Raw genomic sequence first — 20,092 nt, forward strand, 5'->3', positions numbered from 1 at the left:
CAGGATACAACCAGCAATGCCGGAATCAGGTATATTGTTCGGAGCCGTCAGCCGAACATTCGCTTGAGATTCGTCTTCGCGAGTGCGTCGCAGTCGGCGGCCTTATCGACATACAGCTGTATGGCAGGTTCCGGCTGCATCTCGAACACTGGTACGAAACCGCCGACCGCCGAACCATACAGCCGTTTCATCACATTCGGCATGAACGGCATATACACCACGCCGTGCTGGACGATGAGCCGCTGGCTCGGCATGTTCCCTTTGCCTTTCGCGCCGAGAATGGCGATGCCGCCATCGGCGGTCCGTGAGACGACATCCGCCAAACTGCTACTGCTCGACGTGCTCGGCCAATATGACGCTCACCGCGACCGGGATGTGTTCGGTCAGGCAGCGCGCCAGCCAGTCGGTGTCGTGCTCGTTGCCCGTATCATTCATACATGCGCAGGCATCGGCATGCCATTCGAGTTTCAGTCCGTTGTCCATCCTGAACAGGATCGAAGCGTCTACGTTCATAATGGTTTCCTTCATGGTGGTTCCTTTCGTGATTGTTGGTTGGCGGGATGGGAACCATACTGATCCATCAGCAGGTGCTAGACGGGATGATGCGCCCACGATCCACGATCGATCCACGATCCGGTCGTCTGCTCCGAATCCGGCGCGTATCTCCGTTACGTGTGGCAGATAAGGGAGTCCGACGGGTTCTTTCTCGCTTACGTGTGGCATTCGAAGCCGAAAAGAACGGTATCGGGCGTTGCAATTCCGCCAATCAGGAAGCAGGCACCCATGCTGCTGTGCCACACGTAACGGAGATACCTCTTGCCGGTGCGGTCAATCTGCCACACGTAGCGGAAATACGCCTCGCGACAGGTCCTTCGTAGGGCATGCGCCCCGATATAATGGAGCGGCTTTTATTGAATCCGGAAAGAAAAACAGAGGTACGTATGGCAAGTCTGTTACTTGCGGTCATCTATGTGGCATTCATCAGTCTCGGATTGCCGGATGCGATGCTGGGGGCGGCGTGGCCCTCCATGAGCCAGGACCTGGGAGCACCGTTGTCCTGGGCGGGCGGCATCTCCATGGTCATCTCCGCAGGCACCATCGTCTCCGCACTGTTGTCGGACCGCATGACACTCCGCTTCGGCACGGGCAAGGTCACCGTGATCTCCGTGGGCCTTACCGCAGCCGCGCTCGCGGGGTTCTCCATCGCCCCGAACTATTGGGTGATGATGGCCTTCGCCATTCCCTACGGCCTTGGCGCGGGCGGCGTGGATGCGGCTTTGAACAACTACGTCGCCATCCACTACGAGAGCAAGCACATGAGCTGGCTGCACGCCATGTGGGGCCTGGGCATGCTGACCGGCCCGTACGTCATGGGCTATGCGCTCGGCCGCGGCCAGGGATGGGGCTGGGGCTACCGCTATATCGCCATCATCCAGGTCGTGCTCACCGCCATGCTCATCGCCAGCCTGCCGTTGTGGAAGCAACGCAAGTCCGGCGCGGAGCCTGCCGAGTCCTCCGAGTCCGCCGAATCCGGCAAGCCCGCGAAGGCCGAGCCTGCCGCGCGCAAGCCGCTCGGCTTCCGCGGGGTGCTGCGCATCCGTGGTGCCAAGGAGATCCTGATGATGTTCTTCTGCTACTGCGCCGCCGAACAGACCGCCATGCTCTGGGCCAGCAGCTACATGGTGCTCGGCAACGGCATCGACAAGACCACCGCGGCCATGTGGGCCAGCTTCTTCGGCATCGGCATCACCGTGGGGCGTGTGCTCAGCGGCTTCCTGACCATGCGCTTCGGCGATCCGACCATGATCCGCATCGGCCAGTCCGTCATGTTCATCGGCCTGGTCGTCCTGTTCATCCCGCTTCCTGCGCATGCAGGCACCATCACAGGTCTTATGCTGGTGGGCCTGGGCTGCGCGCCCATCTACCCGTGCGTCATCCATTCCACGCCGGCGTATTTCGGCGAGGACAAGTCGCAGGCCATCGTCGGCATGCAGATGGCGTTCGCCTACACCGGCTCCATGCTGATGCCGCCGCTGTTCGGCCTGCTTGCGCAGACCATCAGCATCTCGCTGTTCCCGTGGTTCCTGCTGGCATGCTTGGCGATCATGGTGGTCATGCACGAGTCGCTGCGCCGCAAGTGCGGTGACGCGCTGAGTGCCTGACGGCCGTTCGCACGTGCCGATGTATCGATGCCCACGGTGATGCCGTGGGCATCGTCATAGGGAGACATCGGACAAGCCGCGCGGACATCTGAACGTGATGCCATAATCGAACGTATGTACGAATGCCTGGATCTGTTTTCGGAACCCACCAAAGCGTGGTTCGTCGGCGCGTTCGGTGCGCCCACCGAAGCGCAGCGCCAGGCATGGCCGGCCATCCGGTCGGGAGAGAACACGCTCGTCGTCGCGCCGACCGGTTCGGGAAAGACCTTGTGCGCGTTCCTTTCCGCAATCGATCGGCTGATGGCGGCCAAAGCGAAGCAAGCGCCTGAAGAAGAGCCCAAGGGCAGTAAATCAGGCGGGAAGGCTCACGGCGTCACGGTACTGTACATCTCGCCGCTGAAGGCCTTGGGCGTGGACGTCGCGAAAAATCTTGAAACGCCGCTGAATGGCATTCGGGAGCAATACGCCGAACAGTACGGCAGGGCCCCGGAAATCACCGTCGCCACACGCAGCGGCGACACCACGCCGCAGGAACGCAGAAGAATCGTCAACCATCCGCCGGATATCCTCGTGACCACGCCGGAATCGTTGTTCCTGCTGCTCACCTCCAAAGCCAGGCGGATCCTGCGCGCCGTCGGAACTGTGATCGTGGACGAGGTACATGCCGTGGCCGGTACCAAGCGTGGCGCGCATCTCGCCCTGAGCCTGGAACGGCTGGATAGGCTGACCGAACGCCCGGCGCAGCGTATCGGACTGTCCGCCACGGTCAGTCCCGTCGGCGAGGTGGCGCGTTTTCTCGGCGGAGCGCAGCCGGTGCGCGTCGTCGACCCCGGCGTACGGCCGAACATGGAGCTCAAGGTGGTCGAGCCGTTGGCGAACATGCTCGACACCAGCGCCACGGGAGGCTCGGTATGGCCAGCCATCGAGCGCAGCGTACTCGACCAGATCCTTGCCCACACCACCACGCTGGTGTTTGTGAACTCCCGTGGGTTGGCGGAAAAACTCACCGCCCGGCTCAATGACCTGTATGCGGAACAGCAGGAATCGCAAGGCTGCGACCAGCCTGCGCAGGGCGATCGTGATGCCGGCTCTCCCGAAGGCCGTGAGAGGTTCGCAAGGCATTACGATTCCGTCGTCGGCTCGACCACCATGCTCGTGGGTTTCCATCATGAGGGAAACGTCATCGCCATGGCGCACCACGGTTCCGTCTCCAAGGACCGGCGCAAGCAGATCGAGGAGGACCTGAAGCAAGGGCGCCTGCGCTGCGTCGTCGCCACATCCAGTCTGGAGCTCGGCATCGATATGGGTTCGGTCGATCTGGTGATCCAGATTGCGCCGCCGCTGTCCGTCTCATCCGGTCTGCAGCGGGTGGGCCGCGCCGACCATAAGGTCGGTGGGGTGTCCCACGCCTTGTTCTATCCGGTCACCCGCCAGCAGATCGTCGGCATGGCCGCCAGCATCGAAAGCATGATGGCCACGGATCTTGAACCGCTGCATATGCCGAACAATCCGCTGGACGTTTTGGCCCAGCAGACCGTGGCGGCCGCCGCGATGGACGATCTCAACGTCGACGAATGGTACACGGAGGTGCGCCGGGCCGCGCCGTTCCGCGACCTGGACCGATCCGTCTTTGATTCGGTGATGGGTATGATGACGGGCGCATACAATAGCGAGGATTTCTCCGCGTTCCGTCCGCCGCTGCAATACAACGAAGAGGCCGGAATCATCTCGGCGCGCCCGGGGGCGCAGCGGCTCGCGGTGACCAGCGGCGGCACCATTCCGGACCGAGGCATGTACACGGTGGTGCTGCCCGAGGGCGAAGCCGGCACCAGCCCGCGCAAGGTGGGCGAATTGGATGAGGAGATGGTGTACGAGTCGCGTGTCGGCGACGTGATCACCTTGGGTACTTCGTCCTGGCAGATTCAGGAGATCACCCGTGATCGGGTGGTCGTCGTTCCGGCTCCCGGGCGCACCGCGAGGCTGCCGTTCTGGCATGGCGACGGCGAGGGCCGCGATTACGGTTTCGGTCTTGCCCAAGGCAAGTTCCTCGCCGACATGGCAAAAGGACTGCGTACACAAGGTCAGAGCGCAAACGCTTCCGATGCGGAGGGCAATGCTCCGGAATTCGCCGAGGGCACCGTCGAACGCCTACAGCGCGATGGCCTTGATGACAACGCCGTCGGCAATATGGCGGCCATCATCGCCGAACAGCTGGAATCCACGCAGGCCATTCCGAGCGACAGGCATGTGGTCGTCGAACGGTGTCGGGACGAAGGCGGCGACTGGCGTGTCATCATCCACGCGCCTTACGGCAGACGGGTGCATGCGCCATGGGCCATGGCCATCACCGTAAGGATCCGGCAACGGTATGGTTTCGACTGTCAGGCGTACGCGGCGGACGACGGTATCGTCATGCGTCTGCCGGACGGATACGATGACCTGCCGATCCGCGGACTGGTGCTGTTCGATGCGGACGAGCTGCAACGCATCATCGAAACGCAGATCGGTGAGACGGTGCTCTACATGGCGCGCTTCCGCGAATGCGCGGCGCGATCGCTGTTCCTGCCGCGAACAAGCCCCGGCAAACGCGTGCCGTTATGGCAGCAGCGGCTGAGGGCCGCCCAACTGCTGAACGCGGCCCGGACGCGAAAGAATTTCCCCCTGCTGCTGGAAACCGCGCGCGAATGCCTGCAGGACGTCTACGATCTGCCCGCGTTGCGCCAGGTCATGACCGGACTGAACGCCGGCACCATAGCCATGAGCGAGACGACCACCGAAACCCCGTCGCCCTTTGCGGAGAATCTGCTGTTCGGATTCGTCGGTTCCGTCATGTACCAGTACGACGTGCCACAGGCGGAACGCAGCAGCCAGCTGCTGTCCATGGACCCGGAAGTGCTCGAACGGCTGCTTGGCGGCACCGATATGTCGCGGCTGCTGGACGGCGAGGTGATCGCGCAGGTCGAGCGGGAGCTGGCCGGCAGGACCTTCTGGAACGACCTGCCGGCCGATGACGTGGCAGGCAGGGTGGCGCGGTATGCCAAGACGCATGGGCCGTTCACCGCGGATCGCATGATCGCCGACCTGGGGGTTGACGCGGAGCAGGGCGTGCGACTGCTGAACGACATGCACGCGAAGGGCGAGCTGATGCGGGGGCATTTCAATGATGCCGCCGCGGAGTCGCAGGGAGATGCCAAGCCGGGAGAGTCGGACGGACAGGCATGCCAGTGGCTGCACCGCGAGGTCTTCCAACGTATCCGCGCGCGTTCGTTGGCTAAGGCCCGTAAGGCCATCAAGCCGGTCAGGCAGCGCGACTACCAGGCATTTCTGTTTGACCGGCAGGGCGTGGGGTCGGTCGGCGGCGAACGCCACCACGGCACGGATGGGCTTATGCGCGTAATCGAGCAGCTTGAAGGCGTGTACCTGAACGCATCGGTGTGGGAGTCGGCGGTGTTCCCCGCAAGGGTGAACGGCTACCAGCCGCAGATGCTCGACGAGCTGCTTGCCGAAGGCGATGTCGTATGGGTGGGGGAGAAAACCGGTGCCACTGCGGCCAAGGAACCTGGTCGAATCGCGTTCTACCCCGCCGATTCGCTGCTGTTGGATGGGCTAACAAACAATAGCTTCGATACTGGTGCAAGCTCCCGATCCGATTCGGAAGATGCCGTGGATTCAGGTGGAAGCATGTCCGACGATGACACGCTCAGCGTGCCGCAGGCGATCCTGCAGGCGTTGGACGGCGGGGGAGCGTTCCCCGCACGGCAGCTTTCCGCCGGTGCGAAGGAACTCTGGCAGAGCCACGCACCGGTGACTGTGGATATCGTCACCGGCGAACTGGTGTTCCCCTCATGGGATGAACGCCAATTCGAGGAGGCGTTGTGGGCGCTGGCCTGGAACGGCCGGATCACCAACAGCTCCTTCGCGCCGGTCCGTGCCCTGGTTCGGGGAAATGGCTCCAAGCCTCGCCAAAGCGCATCTCGAAGCGCATCGCGAAGGCGTGCTTCCATGCGTGTGCATGGTCACGTCGCAATTCCCGCATATATGACGGGCCTATGGTCCCTGGTCGGCCTCCCGCACGATCAGTACGACAACGACGGTGGTGTCGGACAGGCGGAAAGCCCGGAACAGCGGGCGGTCGCATTGGTCGAGGCGTTGCTGGACCGGTACGGCGTGGTGGCGTCGCCCCTGCTCGAAGGGGAACGCGTTGCCGGAGGATTCTCCGCGCTGTACCCAGTACTCGAACGCATGGAGCGGCACGGAACGGTAGTGCGTGGCATGTTCGTGGAGGGATTCGGCGCGGCCCAGTTCGCCGACGCCGCAACCGTGGATGCCCTACGCTCTCACGCGTGGGGCGACGGTCCGTGTGTGGCGCTGGATGCGACGGATCCCGCCAACCTGACGGGTGTGGCGATCGCATGGCCGCAGCCGTGCACTTCGGGCGAACAGGAAACACCGCAGCTGCAGGGGAGCTCCAAGGCAGCGCATGGCATCACGCCCGCACGTCGCGCCGGTTGCCTGACCGTATTGGCACAAGGGATTCCAGTGCTGTTCGCCATGCCCCGCAGCCACAGGATTCTGGCGTTCACCGATGACGAGACGGCATTGAGACGTGCCTGCGGAGAGCTGGGCAACGTGCTGCGCAGACAGCCGAGCGGCAGCGTCACCTTCACCGAGATGAACGGCATGCCGTTGACGCGCCGGAACGGTTTTGTCCGGTTACTGCATGCAGGCGGGTTCACGCCATGCCCGCAGGGCATGCGACTGTACGGCTGAGCCGAAACCGCCCGGCGGCTGAGCCGAAACCGCTGGCATAGGATTTTAGGAAAACGGAATCTGGAAGGAAACGAACGATGCGGGTATTGCATACATCCGACTGGCATATCGGCAGACGATTCAAAGGCATCGATCTGCTCGAATGGCAACGCAAGGCGCTGGAATGGCTTATCGGCATCATCGGCAGCGAACAGGTGGACGTGCTGTGCGTGGCGGGCGATGTCTACGATTCGCCACGTCCCTCGACCGAAGCAGTGCGCCTGTTCAACGGGATCTTCGCGACTCTCGGCAACATGGAGGTCAACGGGCATCCGTTGGAGATCATCTTCACGCCCGGAAACCACGATTCCGCGGATCGGCTCGGCACCGGTGCCGCACTGATGCGCCCGAACGTTCACATGCGCTGCGATATCGAGGCCATCGGCGAGCCGGTGGTCGTCACCGTGGGTGGCGAGAAACTTGCCGTATACGCGCTGCCATATCTCGACCCCGACCTGTCGCGCCCGGTGCTGCAGGGCATGCTTGACGGGCGGGATGGCCCGCTGTGCGCATACGATGAGCAGGAACGTGACGAGGATGGCCATGTCCATATCGCGCGCTCGCACGAGGGCGTGATGAAGGCCGCCATGCAATGCGTGGTCAACGATCTGGCGAAACGCCGCGCCGAGAACCCTGCGCTGGCCGCGATCCTCATGGCACATGCCTTCGTATCCGGCGCACAGCCCAGCGACTCGGAGCGCAACATCAGCGTGGGCGGCGTGGACAGCGTGCCTGCGGCATTGTTTGCGAACAGCGGGCTCGACTATCTCGCCCTGGGGCATCTGCACAGGCCGCAGAACCTTACCATCGCGCAGCTGGACCGCAGCGAATCCATCTTCCATGAATCCCGCACCCCGCAGGCAAGATACAGCGGTTCGCTCCTGGCATACTCGTTCTCCGAAGCCCGCACGCCGCCGGCGGTCGGTAACGGCAAAAGCGTGGTGCTGCTCGATCTGGACGCCGCACGCGCCGCTGAAACCGGTGGCAACGCGGTGCGCGCCATCCGCACGCTTGATGTGCAATCCGGGGAGCCGGCGTTCGTGCAGATCGACGGCACGCTGGACGAGGTGCTCGGGCCGCTTGCCGACGAATACGGCGAGGACTGGGTGTCCATCACCATCCGACTGTCGGAATACCCGCACGGGCTGTACCAGCGGATCGACGCGAAATACGCGCACGCCCTGGAGAAGAACCCCGTGTATACGGTTAGGGACGCATCGGCCGCCCGCACCATGGCGGATATGCGCACTGCCACCGACGAAATGGACGTGCTGACCGGATTCGTCAGATATTCGCTCGGCCGCGAAGCACGCGACGATGAGCGAAGCGTATTGGCCAAGGCCGTGGAGGCGGTCCGGTCGCAAGGTACGGAACATGCCGGCGGAACAGGAACGAGAGAACAGACGAAGCCAGCCAGGGGCATTGCCGGCATGCAGCAGAAGGAAGGCAGGGAACGATGAGACTGATCGGATTGAAATTCCAAGGCGTAGGACCATACAAAGGCGAATTCTCAATCGACTTCGCCGCGCTCACGCGCTCGCACATGTTCCTGATCGACGGCGAGACGGGTGCCGGCAAGACCACGATTCTCGACTGCATCACGTTCGCACTGTACGGCAGCATCTCCGGCAACGCCGACGGGCGTACGGGTGCCGGCGACAAACAGAGGCTGCGTTCCCGATTCCTCGACGGCACGTCGGAGAAAACGTATGTAAGCCTGATCTTCGAGGAAGGCGGCCACTACTACAAGGTGTACCGTTCGCCGGAATATCTGCGTCTGAAGGCCCGTGGCGAGGGCCGCACCTCCGAAAGCCCCAAGGCGAACATGATGAGGGTCGCCGGCGACTACGAGGCTGCATTCCGTTCGCTTACGGCCACCGTGCCGCAAGACCGTGCCGGCAGGGAGGCGGAGCGTTACTACGAGTTCTTCGACATGCCCGGCCATGCGGAGGCCATCACCTCCAGGGTGAGCGAGGTGTCCGTCGAGGTGATCAGGCTGCTTGGGCTGAACCGCAGCCAGTTTTCCAAGACCATCATGCTCGCGCAGGGGCAATTCGCGCAGTTCCTGCGGATGAAGCCGGAACAGCGCACCGAACTGGTCAAGGACCTGTTCTCCGCGCAGGAGTACGAGGATATCCAGAATCAGCTGAACGCCATGCGTCAGCAATACGGCAGGCGGGTCGACGATCAGCGCGGCAGCTTGGTCTCCGTTATCCGCACCAATCAGGAGAACGCCGCACGTATCCGCGAGGCGCTGGAATCCTATCGTCACGATGACGCAGAACCGTACGATTCCGTCGGACCGGCTGATGCCGTGGCGCACGATACGGGTGCCGCACCAGGGACTGAACAAGGGGCCGTATCGGCTACCGACGACGCCCGATGGGCTTTGAACGCGTCGGGGGATGTGGACGAACCGGCCCACAGCGCCGACGAGATCGTGGCACAGCTGCAGGCGACGGCGGATGCCACGCAGCAGGCTGCGCAGGCACTGCTCGACGCTGCGCAAACGCGCTACGAGAGCACGGACAAGGATTGGCAGGCGGCACAGCTCAGGAACACTACCGCCAGCGCGATGCGCAAGGCGCAGCAGGATCTTCAGACGGCCCAAAACCGAGCGGCACAACTGGACGATCTTGAACCGGGCATCGAACGCGACGCCCGACGCGTGGAACTGGCCGTACAGGCAAACCCCATCGTGGAACTCATACGCAACCGTGCACATCAGGATGCGCTGATCGCGGACAACAACCGGCGGCTTGAACTCCAACAGGACGAACTGGAACGCTATGAAAGCCGGGAAGAGCTCGAACACCGCCATGCACAGGCATTGCAGGCGGCCGGCGGCGCGCAGGCTGCCGAACACGAATTGAGCATCGCGCGCGCCCACGCCGATCTCGTCGTACAGGCCCGGCAGGCGAAGCAGGCGGAACAGCAGGCCGAACAGACCATGCGGCAACGCCAGGGGAGCATGGACGAAGCGCAGCGCAGGCTCGCGCAGCTGCCCAAGGAAGACCTGCTCACGCAGCGATTGGAGGAGATCGCGGCCGCACTGGGCGCGCAGGGCCAGCTCTCCGACGCCATCGACCGGGCACGGGAACGGCTGCTGCATGCGCGGCGCCACGAGGCATTGCTGACCAAACACGACGATGCCGAAGCCAGAGTCGCAGCCCTGGAACGTTCCCGCGATGACGCCGTTGCAGCATGGGAGGAAGCCGAACACCGGTTGCAGACCGCCGGAGCCGCGCAATACGCGCAGATGCTGCACGACAACGAACCGTGTCCGGTGTGCGGCAGCAGGCAGCATCCCGATCCCGCCAGCAGACCAGCCGACGTGCCGTCCAAGGCGAGCGTCGACGCGCTCAAGGCCCAAGCGCGGCAACGTGCCGAGGAACTGAACGAGGCGCGCATCGCACTGGCCAAACTGGAACGCGACATCGAAGCGGAGGCAAAGGCCAGCGGCGGGTGCGGCGTGCAGGACGCCGAAACCATGCTTACCGAAGCGCAGCAGGCCCTGGACGAGCTCAAACCGTTGAACGAGGAACGCAAGACGCTACGAGCGCAGCAGGAACGGCTTCGCGAAGCCACCGGCGCGGCGGAACAGACGAAGCAGGCGTTCGCGGCGGCACAGGCGGCGCTTGCGCTGGCCGGAAAGGAGGCGCGCAACGCCGCCGAAAGGGCAAAAGACCTTACGGAGCATAGCGTGGCGCAGGAACGCGAACGGGCCGAGCGGCACCTTGCCGAGGCACAACACCAACGGCAATACGCGCGGCAGCTCCAGCAGCGCCTCGAACAGCGCGACGCCATCGCATCGCACATCACCGAGCTCACCGCGCGCAGCGCCGCACTTGCCCAGCAGCGCGACGACATCACGCAGGCATTGCGCGCAAAACTTGCGGCAAGCGCATTCGCAGGGCCCGACGACGCACGTAGCGCGGCGTTGAGCGAACAGGACATACAGCTGCTCAGACGCCGTATCGACGAATACCGGCAGAACCGTGCGGCGGCGTTGAGCGAACTGGAACGCGCAGGAAAGGAACTCGACAAGCAGCAGCACGCCTGGGAAGCCATCGGCAACGGATACGACCCCGACCACACCGCAGAAACCTTGAAGGTGGCAGGCGAACGGCGAGACGACGCCATGCGCGCGCACAACGCCGCGGCAACGCTCGACGCCGAACGCGAACGCCACGCACACGAACTGCATGCCGCCGCAGCCGTTTGGCAACAGGGCATGACGTCCTACGCGCCGATCCGCACCATGGCGTTGCTCGCCATGGGGGACAAGAACTCGCCCGCGACGAACAAGGTGTCGCTCATCACCTACGCCGTCACCGAACGCTTCCGCGATGTGCTCGACCGTGCCAACGAACTGCTCAAGGACATCCGCGGCGGCATCTACGAACTGCGGCTCGGCGACCATGAGGGGCGCGCCGGCGGCAAGACGGGACTGCCCATCGAAGTGTTCGACCGGCGTACCGACCTCGCCACCGAGCCCAGCACCCTATCCGGCGGCGAGACGTTCTTCGTCTCCCTGGCCCTCGCGCTGGCGCTCGCGGATGTCATCCAGGCCGAAAACGGCGGCATCTCCATGGACACGCTGTTCATCGACGAGGGGTTCGGCACGTTGTCCGACGAATTCCTGGACGATGTGATGGACGTGCTGCGTGGTATCGCCCGCACCCGCGACATCGGCATCATCTCCCATGTCGGGCAGCTGAAGGGGCAGATTGCGGAGCGGATCACCGTGGAACGTGTCAGCGAGAACGCGGAAAGCAGACTCACGGTGACGATCTGATGCACGGTCTGAGCCGATATGGACTGGCATGGTCGGGTGGCGGACTTATACGCCACCCGACCGTCCATGTCGCCCGGCCGGATGGTTCACCCATTGAAATAAGCGGTAAGGCGTTGCGGCGATTGGATTTTCAGCCTCTGCGGGAACGTGCCAAAGCGGCCTGCTCGTGTGGGGGAAATGGCAATTGGGCGGGTGAGCTACTATGCTGAAGCGCATGCTTGAAGAGAGTGAAGAGCACGAACAGATGCCCGAACCGATTCGGGAACGATTACGCTCATTGAAGGAATCGCAGGCGCCCATTGTCGTCGTCGGCTCGATGAACGCCGATTACACGGTCGCGGCAAAGCATTTGCCGGCACCTGGGGAGACCGTCAGCGGCGGCAATCTGAGGATCCTGCCCGGCGGCAAGGGATCCAACCAGGCTTCGGCGGCCGCACGGCTCGGCGCGCAGGTCTGCATGCTGGGTGCCGTGGGCGAGGACGATAACGCGAACTTCCTGCTGCACAAACTGGACGAGGCCGGTGTCGACACCGCCGAGATCCTGCACGAGGAAGGCGTGAGCGGCACCACCATCATCACGGTCGACCCCGATGGCAGAAACACCATCGTGTATTCGCCCGGTTCGAACGCGAAGGTCAGCGCCGGCTACGTGCAGTCGCATCAGGATGTGATCGCCGAGGCCAAGGTGCTGGGTCTGTGCCTGGAAAGCCCGCTGGCCACGGTCATCGCCGCGGCCGAGACCGGTCATGAGGCCGGAGTCACGGTGCTGCTGAACGATTCGCCGTTCGTCGACGAGCTGCCGCACGAGCTCATCGAGGCCGTCGATATTCTGCTGGTCAGCCAGCATGAGGTGGCCCAGTTGCTGGGCATGCCCGACGAGGACGTGTCCACCATCGACTGGTTCGAGGCGGTGTCCAGGTTCGCGGATTACGGCTTCGACCGCGTCGTGGTCACGCTCGGTGCCTCCGGATCGATCGTGATCGAGGACGGCAACTGGCATCGCGTGTCCGCAGTGCAGGTCAAGTCCGTGGACAACACCGGCTGCATCGATTCCTTCATGGGAACCGTGCTCGCCGGCCTTGCGGCGGGGTATACGCTGCTGCAATCCGCGCAGATGGGTTCCTACGTCTCCGCGTACGCGTCCACCAAGCTGGGTGCCCAGTCCGCATACGGCTCCGTTTCCGAAGTGGTCGACTATTTCAGTGACGGCGAGTAGTACAACGAAGCGTTATCGATAACCGATAATCACTGATCATAGGCAATCGGGCCCTTCTGCCAATCGGCGGAAGGGCCCGATATTCGTTATGCCGCTTTCAGCGGCTTGCGGCCTTTGAAGGGACTAGCCCGCGAAGGAGATGGGGGAGTCCAGTTCGGTTCCCGAGCCATCACGGCGCATATCCGGCTCCGGCAGCTCCACGGGGGAGCCGGCCTCGGTGGAGGCATGCACCGGGTAAGCGCCCACCCATGCGAAGATCAGCGTATTCTGCCCCTTGAGGAAGCGTTGCGAGCGCACACCGCCGGTGGCGCGTCCCTTGGTCGGGTACATTTCCAGCGGGGTCACCTTGGCCGCGCCGTTTTCGGTGCCGGGCAGCGCGTCGGAATCGCCGGCGACGGTAAGCACCACGGCGCCCGAAGCGGAGGTCAGTCCGTTCTCGCCTTCCTCGTAGGTCCAGGCGACCTCGGCGGCCGGCACCACGGTGAATGCGGCCACCTTGCAGCCTTCGGCGAGCTTGATGCCGGCCATGCCGCCGGCCGTACGCCCTTGCGGTCGCACGTTCTTCGCCTCGAAGGTCAGCAGCGAGGAATCCGTGGAAACGAACACCAAACGGTCCTCGTCCTTGGCTGGTGCGGCGAAGACGATCTCATCGCCGTCCTTCAGATCGATCACAGGCCATGAATCCATGGTGGTCGGGGCTTCGCGGTTCCAGCGCTTCACCACGCCGGCCCTGGTGCCGATGGCCAGCGGAGGCAGCGCGGCCTGCGCATTCTTGTCAGCATTGGCCTTGCCGTCATCTGTCTTGCCATCTTCTGCCGTGCCGGTCCCATCCGGTTCTGGTTCCATGGCGATGGCGGTGACGACATGCTCGCCGCGGATCGGATCGGTGCTTTCCGTCTGCCCGATCAGCTCGTCCGCCTTCACGCCGCTGCTCAGGCTCAGCGTATTCGTTGCGGGGATGACCGGCAGATCGGCCACCTGCGCGAGTACCAGACGCCCGGCCGAAGTGATCAGCGCGTAGGAGGCGCGGGTGGTGGTGCGGAATATGGAGACGATCTCGTCATCGGTGGCGCGCGCGCTGGAGACGGAGCGGTTACGGAACATGGTCATCGCCTCGGGCGTGGTCCTGGCGATCAGGCCGGTGGCGCTCATCATCACCGTGCACGGTTCGTTTTCGATCTTCAATGCCCCGCTTTCCTCGCCGGCCTTCTTGGCGGCGGCAACGTCCGCAGCCGCCGACGACACGGTGGCCGCGGATTTCGCGGCTTCGAGCGCCGAGGCGGAGACGCCGGACATGCCCTCGGCCACGACGGGAACGAGCTTGCCGTCGGCGTCGGTATCGAGCAGCACGGTGCGGCGCGGGGAACCGTATTCGGCCACGGCCTTGTCCATTTCATCGACCACCACCCTGTCGAGCGCCTTGTCGGAGGCCAGGATGCGGTCGAGCTCCTCGATGCGCTTGTGCAGGTCGTCGCGCTCGGACTCCAGTTCGATGCGGCTCATCTTGGTCAGCCTGCGCAGACGCAGGTCGAGGATGTACTGGGCCTGGATGTCGTCCAGATCGAATACGGCCATCAGCTTGGTCTTCGCACTGTCCGCGTTCTCGGAGGAGCGGATGACCTGGATCACCTCGTCGATGTCGATCAGGGCCAGCAGGAGGCCTTCGACCAGGTGCAGACGCTCCAGCGCCTTCGCGCGGCGGAATTCGCTGCGCCTTCTGATCACCACGCGGCGGTGGTCGATCCACACCTGCAGCATCTCCTTCAATCCCATGGTGTGCGGGCGCCCGTTGACCAGGGCCACGTTGTTCATGGCGAAGTTGTCCTGCAGAGGGGTGTGCTTCAGCAACTGCGCGAGCACGGCGTGCGGGTCGAAGCCGGTCTTGAGCTCGATGACCACGCGGGTGCCGTTATGCCGGTCGCTTAAGTCGATGGCGCCGGAAATGCCTTCGAGCTTACGGTTCTTCACGCCTTCGGAGATGCGTTCGAGCACCTTTTCCGGGCCGACCATGTACGGCAGTTCGGTCACCACGATGGCCTGCTTGCGTGCGGTCACATGTTCGATATGCGTGGTGGCGCGGGTGGAGAGCGTGCCGCGGCCGGACGCGTATGCCTCGCGTATGCCGTCGCGTCCGATGATCATGCCGCCGGTCGGCCAGTCCGGGCCGGGCACGTAGCGCATGAGCTCTTCGAGCGTGGCGTCGGGGTGGGCCATCAGATGCTTGGCGGCGTTCACCACCTCGCCGAGGTTATGCGTGGCGAGGTTCGTGGCCATGCCCACGGCGATGCCTGAGCCGCCGTTGACCAACAGGTTCGGGATGGCCGCCGGAAGCACGGTGGGCTCCTTGAGCTTGTTGTCGTAGTTGGGGGTGAAGTCGACGGTGTCCTCGTCGATGTCGGCGTTCATGCCGAGGGCCGCCGGGGCGAGCCTGGCCTCGGTGTAGCGGGATGCCGCGGGACCGTCGTCCAGGGAACCGAAGTTGCCGTGCCCGTCGACCAGCGGCAGTCGCATGGCGAAGGGCTGTGCCAGGCGGACCATGGCCTCGTAGATGGCGGAATCGCCATGCGGGTGGAGCTTGCCCATCACCTCGCCCACCACGCGGGCCGATTTCATGTACGGGCGTTCCGGTGTCAGGTTCATCTGCCCCATTTGGTAGACGATGCGCCGCTGCACCGGCTTCATGCCGTCGCGCGCGTCCGGAAGCGCACGCGCGTAGATCACCGAGTAGGCGTATTCGAGGAACGACTTGCTCATCTCCTCGTTCAGCGGTGTCTCGATGATGTTCTCTTTCACCTTGCGCGGATCGTATGCCGGCGCTGCTGCCTTGCGATGTGATGCCATGGAACTCCTTGAATATGCAAACTCGCTCCATTTTAGCGTTCTTCCTGCCGTCGCGTGGGTTTCCAGGGAGCGCGGCTCATTCCAGCGGATGAGAGAAAACGTTTGCACCCCTTCTATAATCGGGAATCGGCATAGCGACTCGGGCGATTTCGCGGAAAACCGATGTCCTTCTTGCCGTAAGGGGTCGACTGGGCATGGGCGGCATTGCCGTCCGGCCATTAATGAAAGGAGAGGGAATCGATGCTGAATCAGCCTTGGCTCAAGCCGATTCTGCAATGCTCGCTGGTACGCGGCGCATTGCCGTGGACGTTCTGGATATTGACCATCATCGGCATCGTCGCGGTACTGGCGCTGCTGCTCGCCGGCGGCAAGCGCCGTCAGACGATCATCGCGCTGATCGCCACGGTGGTGGGCGGCGCGTTGGGATATCTGGTGACATGGCTGTGCTCCGACGTGTTCGTGGTGTTCGGCGTCGAGATGGGAATCAAGGTGATCCGCGCGGCCGCCATTGGTTTCGCCGTCCTGACGTTCCTGATCTGCGGCGTGGTGTTCCTGCGTCGCTGGAAGCGTGCGATCGCCGTCGTGGCGACCGTCGTGGCGCTGTTCGGCACGTGTCTCCATGTGGATGCGATCTACGAGGAGTTCCCCACGGTCGGCAGCCTGTTCGGCTACACCGGCTATGCCAGGCTTTCCGCCGGAAGCGTGCGCAAAGGCGCGATGAGCGTCGCCGAATGGGACGAGCTTGCGGCCAAGGGCAGGACGCCGGCCGCGCCGAAGGTGGGCCGCATCTACGAGGTGCACATCCCCAACACGCAATCGGGCTTCGAAGTGCGCAATGCCATGGTGTATCTGCCGCCGGCCGCATTGAGCGCCCGTCCGCCGAAGCTGCCGGTCATGGAACTCATGGCGGGCCAGCCCGGCAGCCCGGGGCGTTTCTTCCAGGCAAGCCATATCAAGGGCATGCTCGATCGGTATGCGGCCAAGCACAACGGCCTGGCGCCGATCGTCATCTCGCCGGACCAGAACGGGTCGAACTCCCATAACAGCCTGTGCGCCGACACGTCGCAGGGCAAGGCGGAGACCTATCTGACCCGCGACGTGGTCGCCTGGGCCAAGAAGACGTTGCCCATATCCAACCAGCCGTGGGCCATCGGAGGATTCTCCCAGGGAGGAACCTGCGCGACCCAGCTCGGTCCGCGCCATGCGAAGCAATATTCGATGATCATGGCGGTGGGCGGCGAGCTGCAGCCGACCGCCGGCAGTGTGGACAGCATGGTCGCCAACTACTTCAACGGCGACAAGGCCGCGTACGAGCAGCAGATCCCGGCCAACGCCATCAAGGAGCATGGAACCAGCGACCAGGTCATGCTTCTGGGCAGCGGCGAGCTCGACCACAAATCCATGAGCAACCTGCAGATCAACGGCCAGGCCGGCGAGCAGGTCGGCATGGATGTCACCAAAGTCGCCGTCACCGACTCCGCGCACGACTGGCATGCGGTGCAGGCCGTGCTCAGACCGACCATCGACCGGTTCGCCCAGATGAGCGGACTGGGTGACATGACGAAAACCATCAACGAATACAAATCACTGGAGGTGCTGCCGTGAGCAGTGAGAGTACAGAAGAGAAGAAGAAGGAGAAGCCGAGGCCGGTGACTCCCTGGACCATGCTGTGGAACGACTGCAAGCAGTGGAACAAGAACCACAGCTTCGCCACCGTCACGACGGCCGGATTCGCCGTGCTGAACATCGTGCTGTGGATCATCCTGGCATGCTTCGGCCACACCCTGCCGCTGAAGGCCCTGAACACCACCCTCTCCGAATTCAGCATCGGCAAGCTGCTGGTCTCGCTGATCCTGACGCGTGGCGTGGTGCAGATGCTCGGCTGCGCATTGCTGATCGTCTTCGTGCTGGCGATCGCGGAGTCGAGGATGGGCGTGGGCCGTACGGTCGTCGTCGGACTGGTCAGCGCGCTGGGCGGCATAATCGTTGGCGTGGGACTGTGCTACGGCATCGGTCTGGCCTACCAGGACGTGAGTTTCATGGCCAGGCAGCAGTTCTCGCTCAGCCCGGTGGTGCTGGTGATCGGCGCATTGATGGCGGCAAGCGCCTTCAGCGATACGCTGATGCGTCGCCGCATCAGGCTCATCGGCTACATCGCCATCCTCGTGGTGCTGCTGTACGGCGGCAACCCCGGTGACTACTGCGTGCTGGCGGCCGCGCTGATCGGCCAGATCATCGGCCGTGTGCAGGCCGGCGCGCCCAAGCGCAGGGTCATCCCGTCCTCGCAGAGCTCCGAGATCACCAATGGCGTGCGCCCGTGGCAGTTCGGCTCCGTGGCCGAGACCCGTCGCCTGTTCGGCGCCATCGCCGCCATCATGGCATTGGGCCCGCTGACCGCCATCACCTCGCCCAACCATGCCGGTCCGCTGAGCACGCTGGGTCTGCTCATGAGCCCGGATTACGTGGACAACATCTCCCTCGCCGACTGCCTGGCCAACAACACCAAGCAGGGCTGCTTCCTGCAGTTCGACCTGCTGCGCGTCTCCATGCCGGGCGGCGTGCTGCGCTCCCTGCTGCCCACCGCCGTGCTGCTGGTGCTCGCCTGGGGTGTGTACCGCGGCCGTCGATTCGCGGCCATCGGCACCGTGGCGGTCAACATCCTGCAGATCTTCATCACCGTGGTCTACTACCTGATCATCCCGATGACGTTCACCGACGGCAGCTTCAGCGTGCTGGCACGTCACGGCGCGATGTTCGCCTGCATCACCACGGCCCTGCCGTCGCTGCTATTCACGATTGCGCTGATCATGTCGATGAACCGCTTCAACATCGCCATCGGATGGCGGCGCCTGGCCAACGGCGTGATCGTGATGGTCGTCGCGTTCCTCGCCTGCGCGGGCCTGTTCCTCATCTACGGCCTGTCCAACCCCGCAGCCTTCAAGCCGTCGGTCACCGCAGAGACGCTGCTCGGCGAATTGCCCGGACGCTTCCTGCCCATCGGCTTCCTGCACTTCTCCGGTCTGAGCTTCGAGCCGAAGACCCTGGTCGCCTCCGTGGTGTTCCAGGGCGTCGGCCTGGTGTTCTGGCTGGTCGTGCTGATCGTCATGCTGCGTTGGATGCAGGATGCCACCAAGGAGAACGAGGCCATCCGCGAGCGCGCCGGCCGTCTGGTCGAGCTCGGCGGCGAGTCCATGAGCTTCATGGCCACCTGGGAAGGCAACGAATACTGGCTTTCCTCCAGCAAGCGTTCCGCTGTGGCATACCGCAGGGTCAACGGCATCGCGCTGACCTGCACCGGCCCGTTCGGCGATCCGAGCGAATGGGAAAGCGATCTGCGCGAGTTCAGCGCGTACTGCTCCAAGCAGTCGCTCGTCCCCGTGTTCTACAGCGTGCACCGCGAGCAGCGCGACTACCTGCTGAAGTCCGGCTGGCATTCCATCGAGGTGGGTGGCGAGATGGTTGTCGACCCGCGCAGCTGGAAGACCACCGGCAAGAAGTGGCAGGACATCCGCACCGCCATCAACAAGGCGAAGCGCGAGGGGATCACCGACGTGTACTCCACCTTCGCCGATGCCCCGTTCGACGTGCGTGAGCAGATCGAGGACATCTCCGCCGAATGGACGTCCGACAAGGCGCTGCCCGAAATGAAGTTCACACTGGGCGGCGTGGAGGAACTGCGCGACCCGCGCGTCAAGCTGCTGTACGCCATCGACTCCGAAGGCCGTGTGCTCGGCGTCACCAGCTGGATGCCGACGTGGCGCGACGGCCGACTGGTCGGCTGGACGCTGGACTTCATGCGCCATCGCACCGACAGCCCGAACGGCATCATGGAGTTCCTCATCGCACGCATGGCCCAGCGTCTGCACGACGAGGGCGAGGCCGACCCGCAGAACGCCGTGGAGTTCATGAGCCTGTCCGCAGCCCCGCTCGCCGGCATGAACCCGGAGCGCGACAACACCGACGAGAACGGCAACACCAGCGAGAGCATGGTCATTCTGCAGCACGGCCTGCAGCTGGTGGCCAACCTCATGGAACCGGCATACGGCTTCCGCTCGCTGTTCAACTTCAAGCGCAAGTTCCAGCCGGCCGAGGAGCCCGTATACGTGTGCTACCGCGATTCGGCCAAGCTCGCGCAGCTCGGTCTGGCGGTGGTGCGCGCATACGTGCCGTCCGTCACCGTGAAGCAGGCCGTGGGCATGATGAAGACCCTTGGCGGCTCTCGCAAGTAGTAAATAGGCGAGTCACGCGCCATGCCGTCCGGTTCAT

Annotated in this window: 10 protein-coding genes; 7 read left to right on the forward strand and 3 right to left on the reverse strand. The window is 63.9% G+C overall.

What is annotated here, in order from left to right; all coding sequences use genetic code 11:
* Positions 1-47: 47 nt before the first annotated feature.
* Together G1C98_RS03435 and G1C98_RS03440 are read right to left on the reverse strand one after the other, a co-directional pair.
* Positions 48-323 carry a hypothetical protein gene (locus G1C98_RS03435; protein ID WP_169079277.1) on the reverse strand — a complete coding sequence of 92 codons (276 nt, stop codon included), beginning with the start codon at positions 321-323 and terminating at the stop codon, positions 48-50.
* A 4-nt stretch (positions 324-327) separates the two neighbouring features.
* Positions 328-528 (reverse strand): hypothetical protein, encoded by a 201-nt coding sequence (locus G1C98_RS03440; protein WP_169079279.1) that lies wholly within the window; start codon positions 526-528, stop codon positions 328-330.
* 413 nt (positions 529-941) lie between these two features.
* Here G1C98_RS03440 and G1C98_RS03445 point away from each other — a divergent pair, with 413 nt between their 5' ends.
* The 5 genes from G1C98_RS03445 to G1C98_RS03465 all read left to right on the forward strand — a co-directional run bounded on the left by G1C98_RS03445 (position 942) and on the right by G1C98_RS03465 (position 12,985).
* Positions 942-2,162, forward strand: coding sequence for an MFS transporter (locus G1C98_RS03445; RefSeq protein ID WP_169079281.1), 1,221 nt, complete (start codon positions 942-944; stop codon positions 2,160-2,162).
* 114 nt (positions 2,163-2,276) lie between these two features.
* A complete protein-coding gene (locus G1C98_RS03450; RefSeq protein ID WP_169079283.1) occupies positions 2,277-6,932 on the forward strand; it encodes a DEAD/DEAH box helicase in 4,656 nt (1,551 codons plus the stop codon).
* 77 nt (positions 6,933-7,009) lie between these two features.
* Positions 7,010-8,431 carry a metallophosphoesterase family protein gene (locus G1C98_RS03455; protein ID WP_169079285.1) on the forward strand — a complete coding sequence of 474 codons (1,422 nt, stop codon included), beginning with the start codon at positions 7,010-7,012 and terminating at the stop codon, positions 8,429-8,431.
* On the forward strand, positions 8,428-11,769 hold the full coding sequence (locus tag G1C98_RS03460; protein WP_169079287.1) for an AAA family ATPase: 3,342 nt from the start codon (positions 8,428-8,430) through the stop codon (positions 11,767-11,769). Before G1C98_RS03455 ends, G1C98_RS03460 begins: the two co-directional genes overlap by 4 nt.
* A gap of 214 nt (positions 11,770-11,983) precedes the next feature.
* Complete coding sequence (locus tag G1C98_RS03465; RefSeq protein ID WP_169079289.1) at positions 11,984-12,985, forward strand: ribokinase; 1,002 nt, start codon at positions 11,984-11,986, stop codon at positions 12,983-12,985.
* 123 nt (positions 12,986-13,108) lie between these two features.
* Here G1C98_RS03465 and G1C98_RS03470 read toward each other — a convergent pair whose 3' ends face one another.
* Positions 13,109-15,826: a DNA gyrase/topoisomerase IV subunit A gene (locus G1C98_RS03470; RefSeq protein ID WP_169079291.1), complete on the reverse strand. Its 2,718-nt coding sequence runs from the start codon at positions 15,824-15,826 to the stop codon at positions 13,109-13,111.
* Positions 15,827-16,066: 240 nt separating this feature from the next.
* Here G1C98_RS03470 and G1C98_RS03475 point away from each other — a divergent pair, with 240 nt between their 5' ends.
* Both G1C98_RS03475 and G1C98_RS03480 read left to right on the forward strand, forming a co-directional pair.
* Positions 16,067-17,431 (forward strand): alpha/beta hydrolase, encoded by a 1,365-nt coding sequence (locus tag G1C98_RS03475; protein WP_169079293.1) that lies wholly within the window; start codon positions 16,067-16,069, stop codon positions 17,429-17,431.
* A 59-nt stretch (positions 17,432-17,490) separates the two neighbouring features.
* Complete coding sequence (locus G1C98_RS03480; protein ID WP_169079315.1) at positions 17,491-20,055, forward strand: bifunctional lysylphosphatidylglycerol flippase/synthetase MprF; 2,565 nt, start codon at positions 17,491-17,493, stop codon at positions 20,053-20,055.
* Positions 20,056-20,092: the final 37 nt, after the last annotated feature.

The organism is Bifidobacterium erythrocebi, assembly GCF_012932675.1.
Taxonomy (GTDB): Bacteria; Actinomycetota; Actinomycetes; order Actinomycetales; family Bifidobacteriaceae; genus Bifidobacterium; species Bifidobacterium erythrocebi.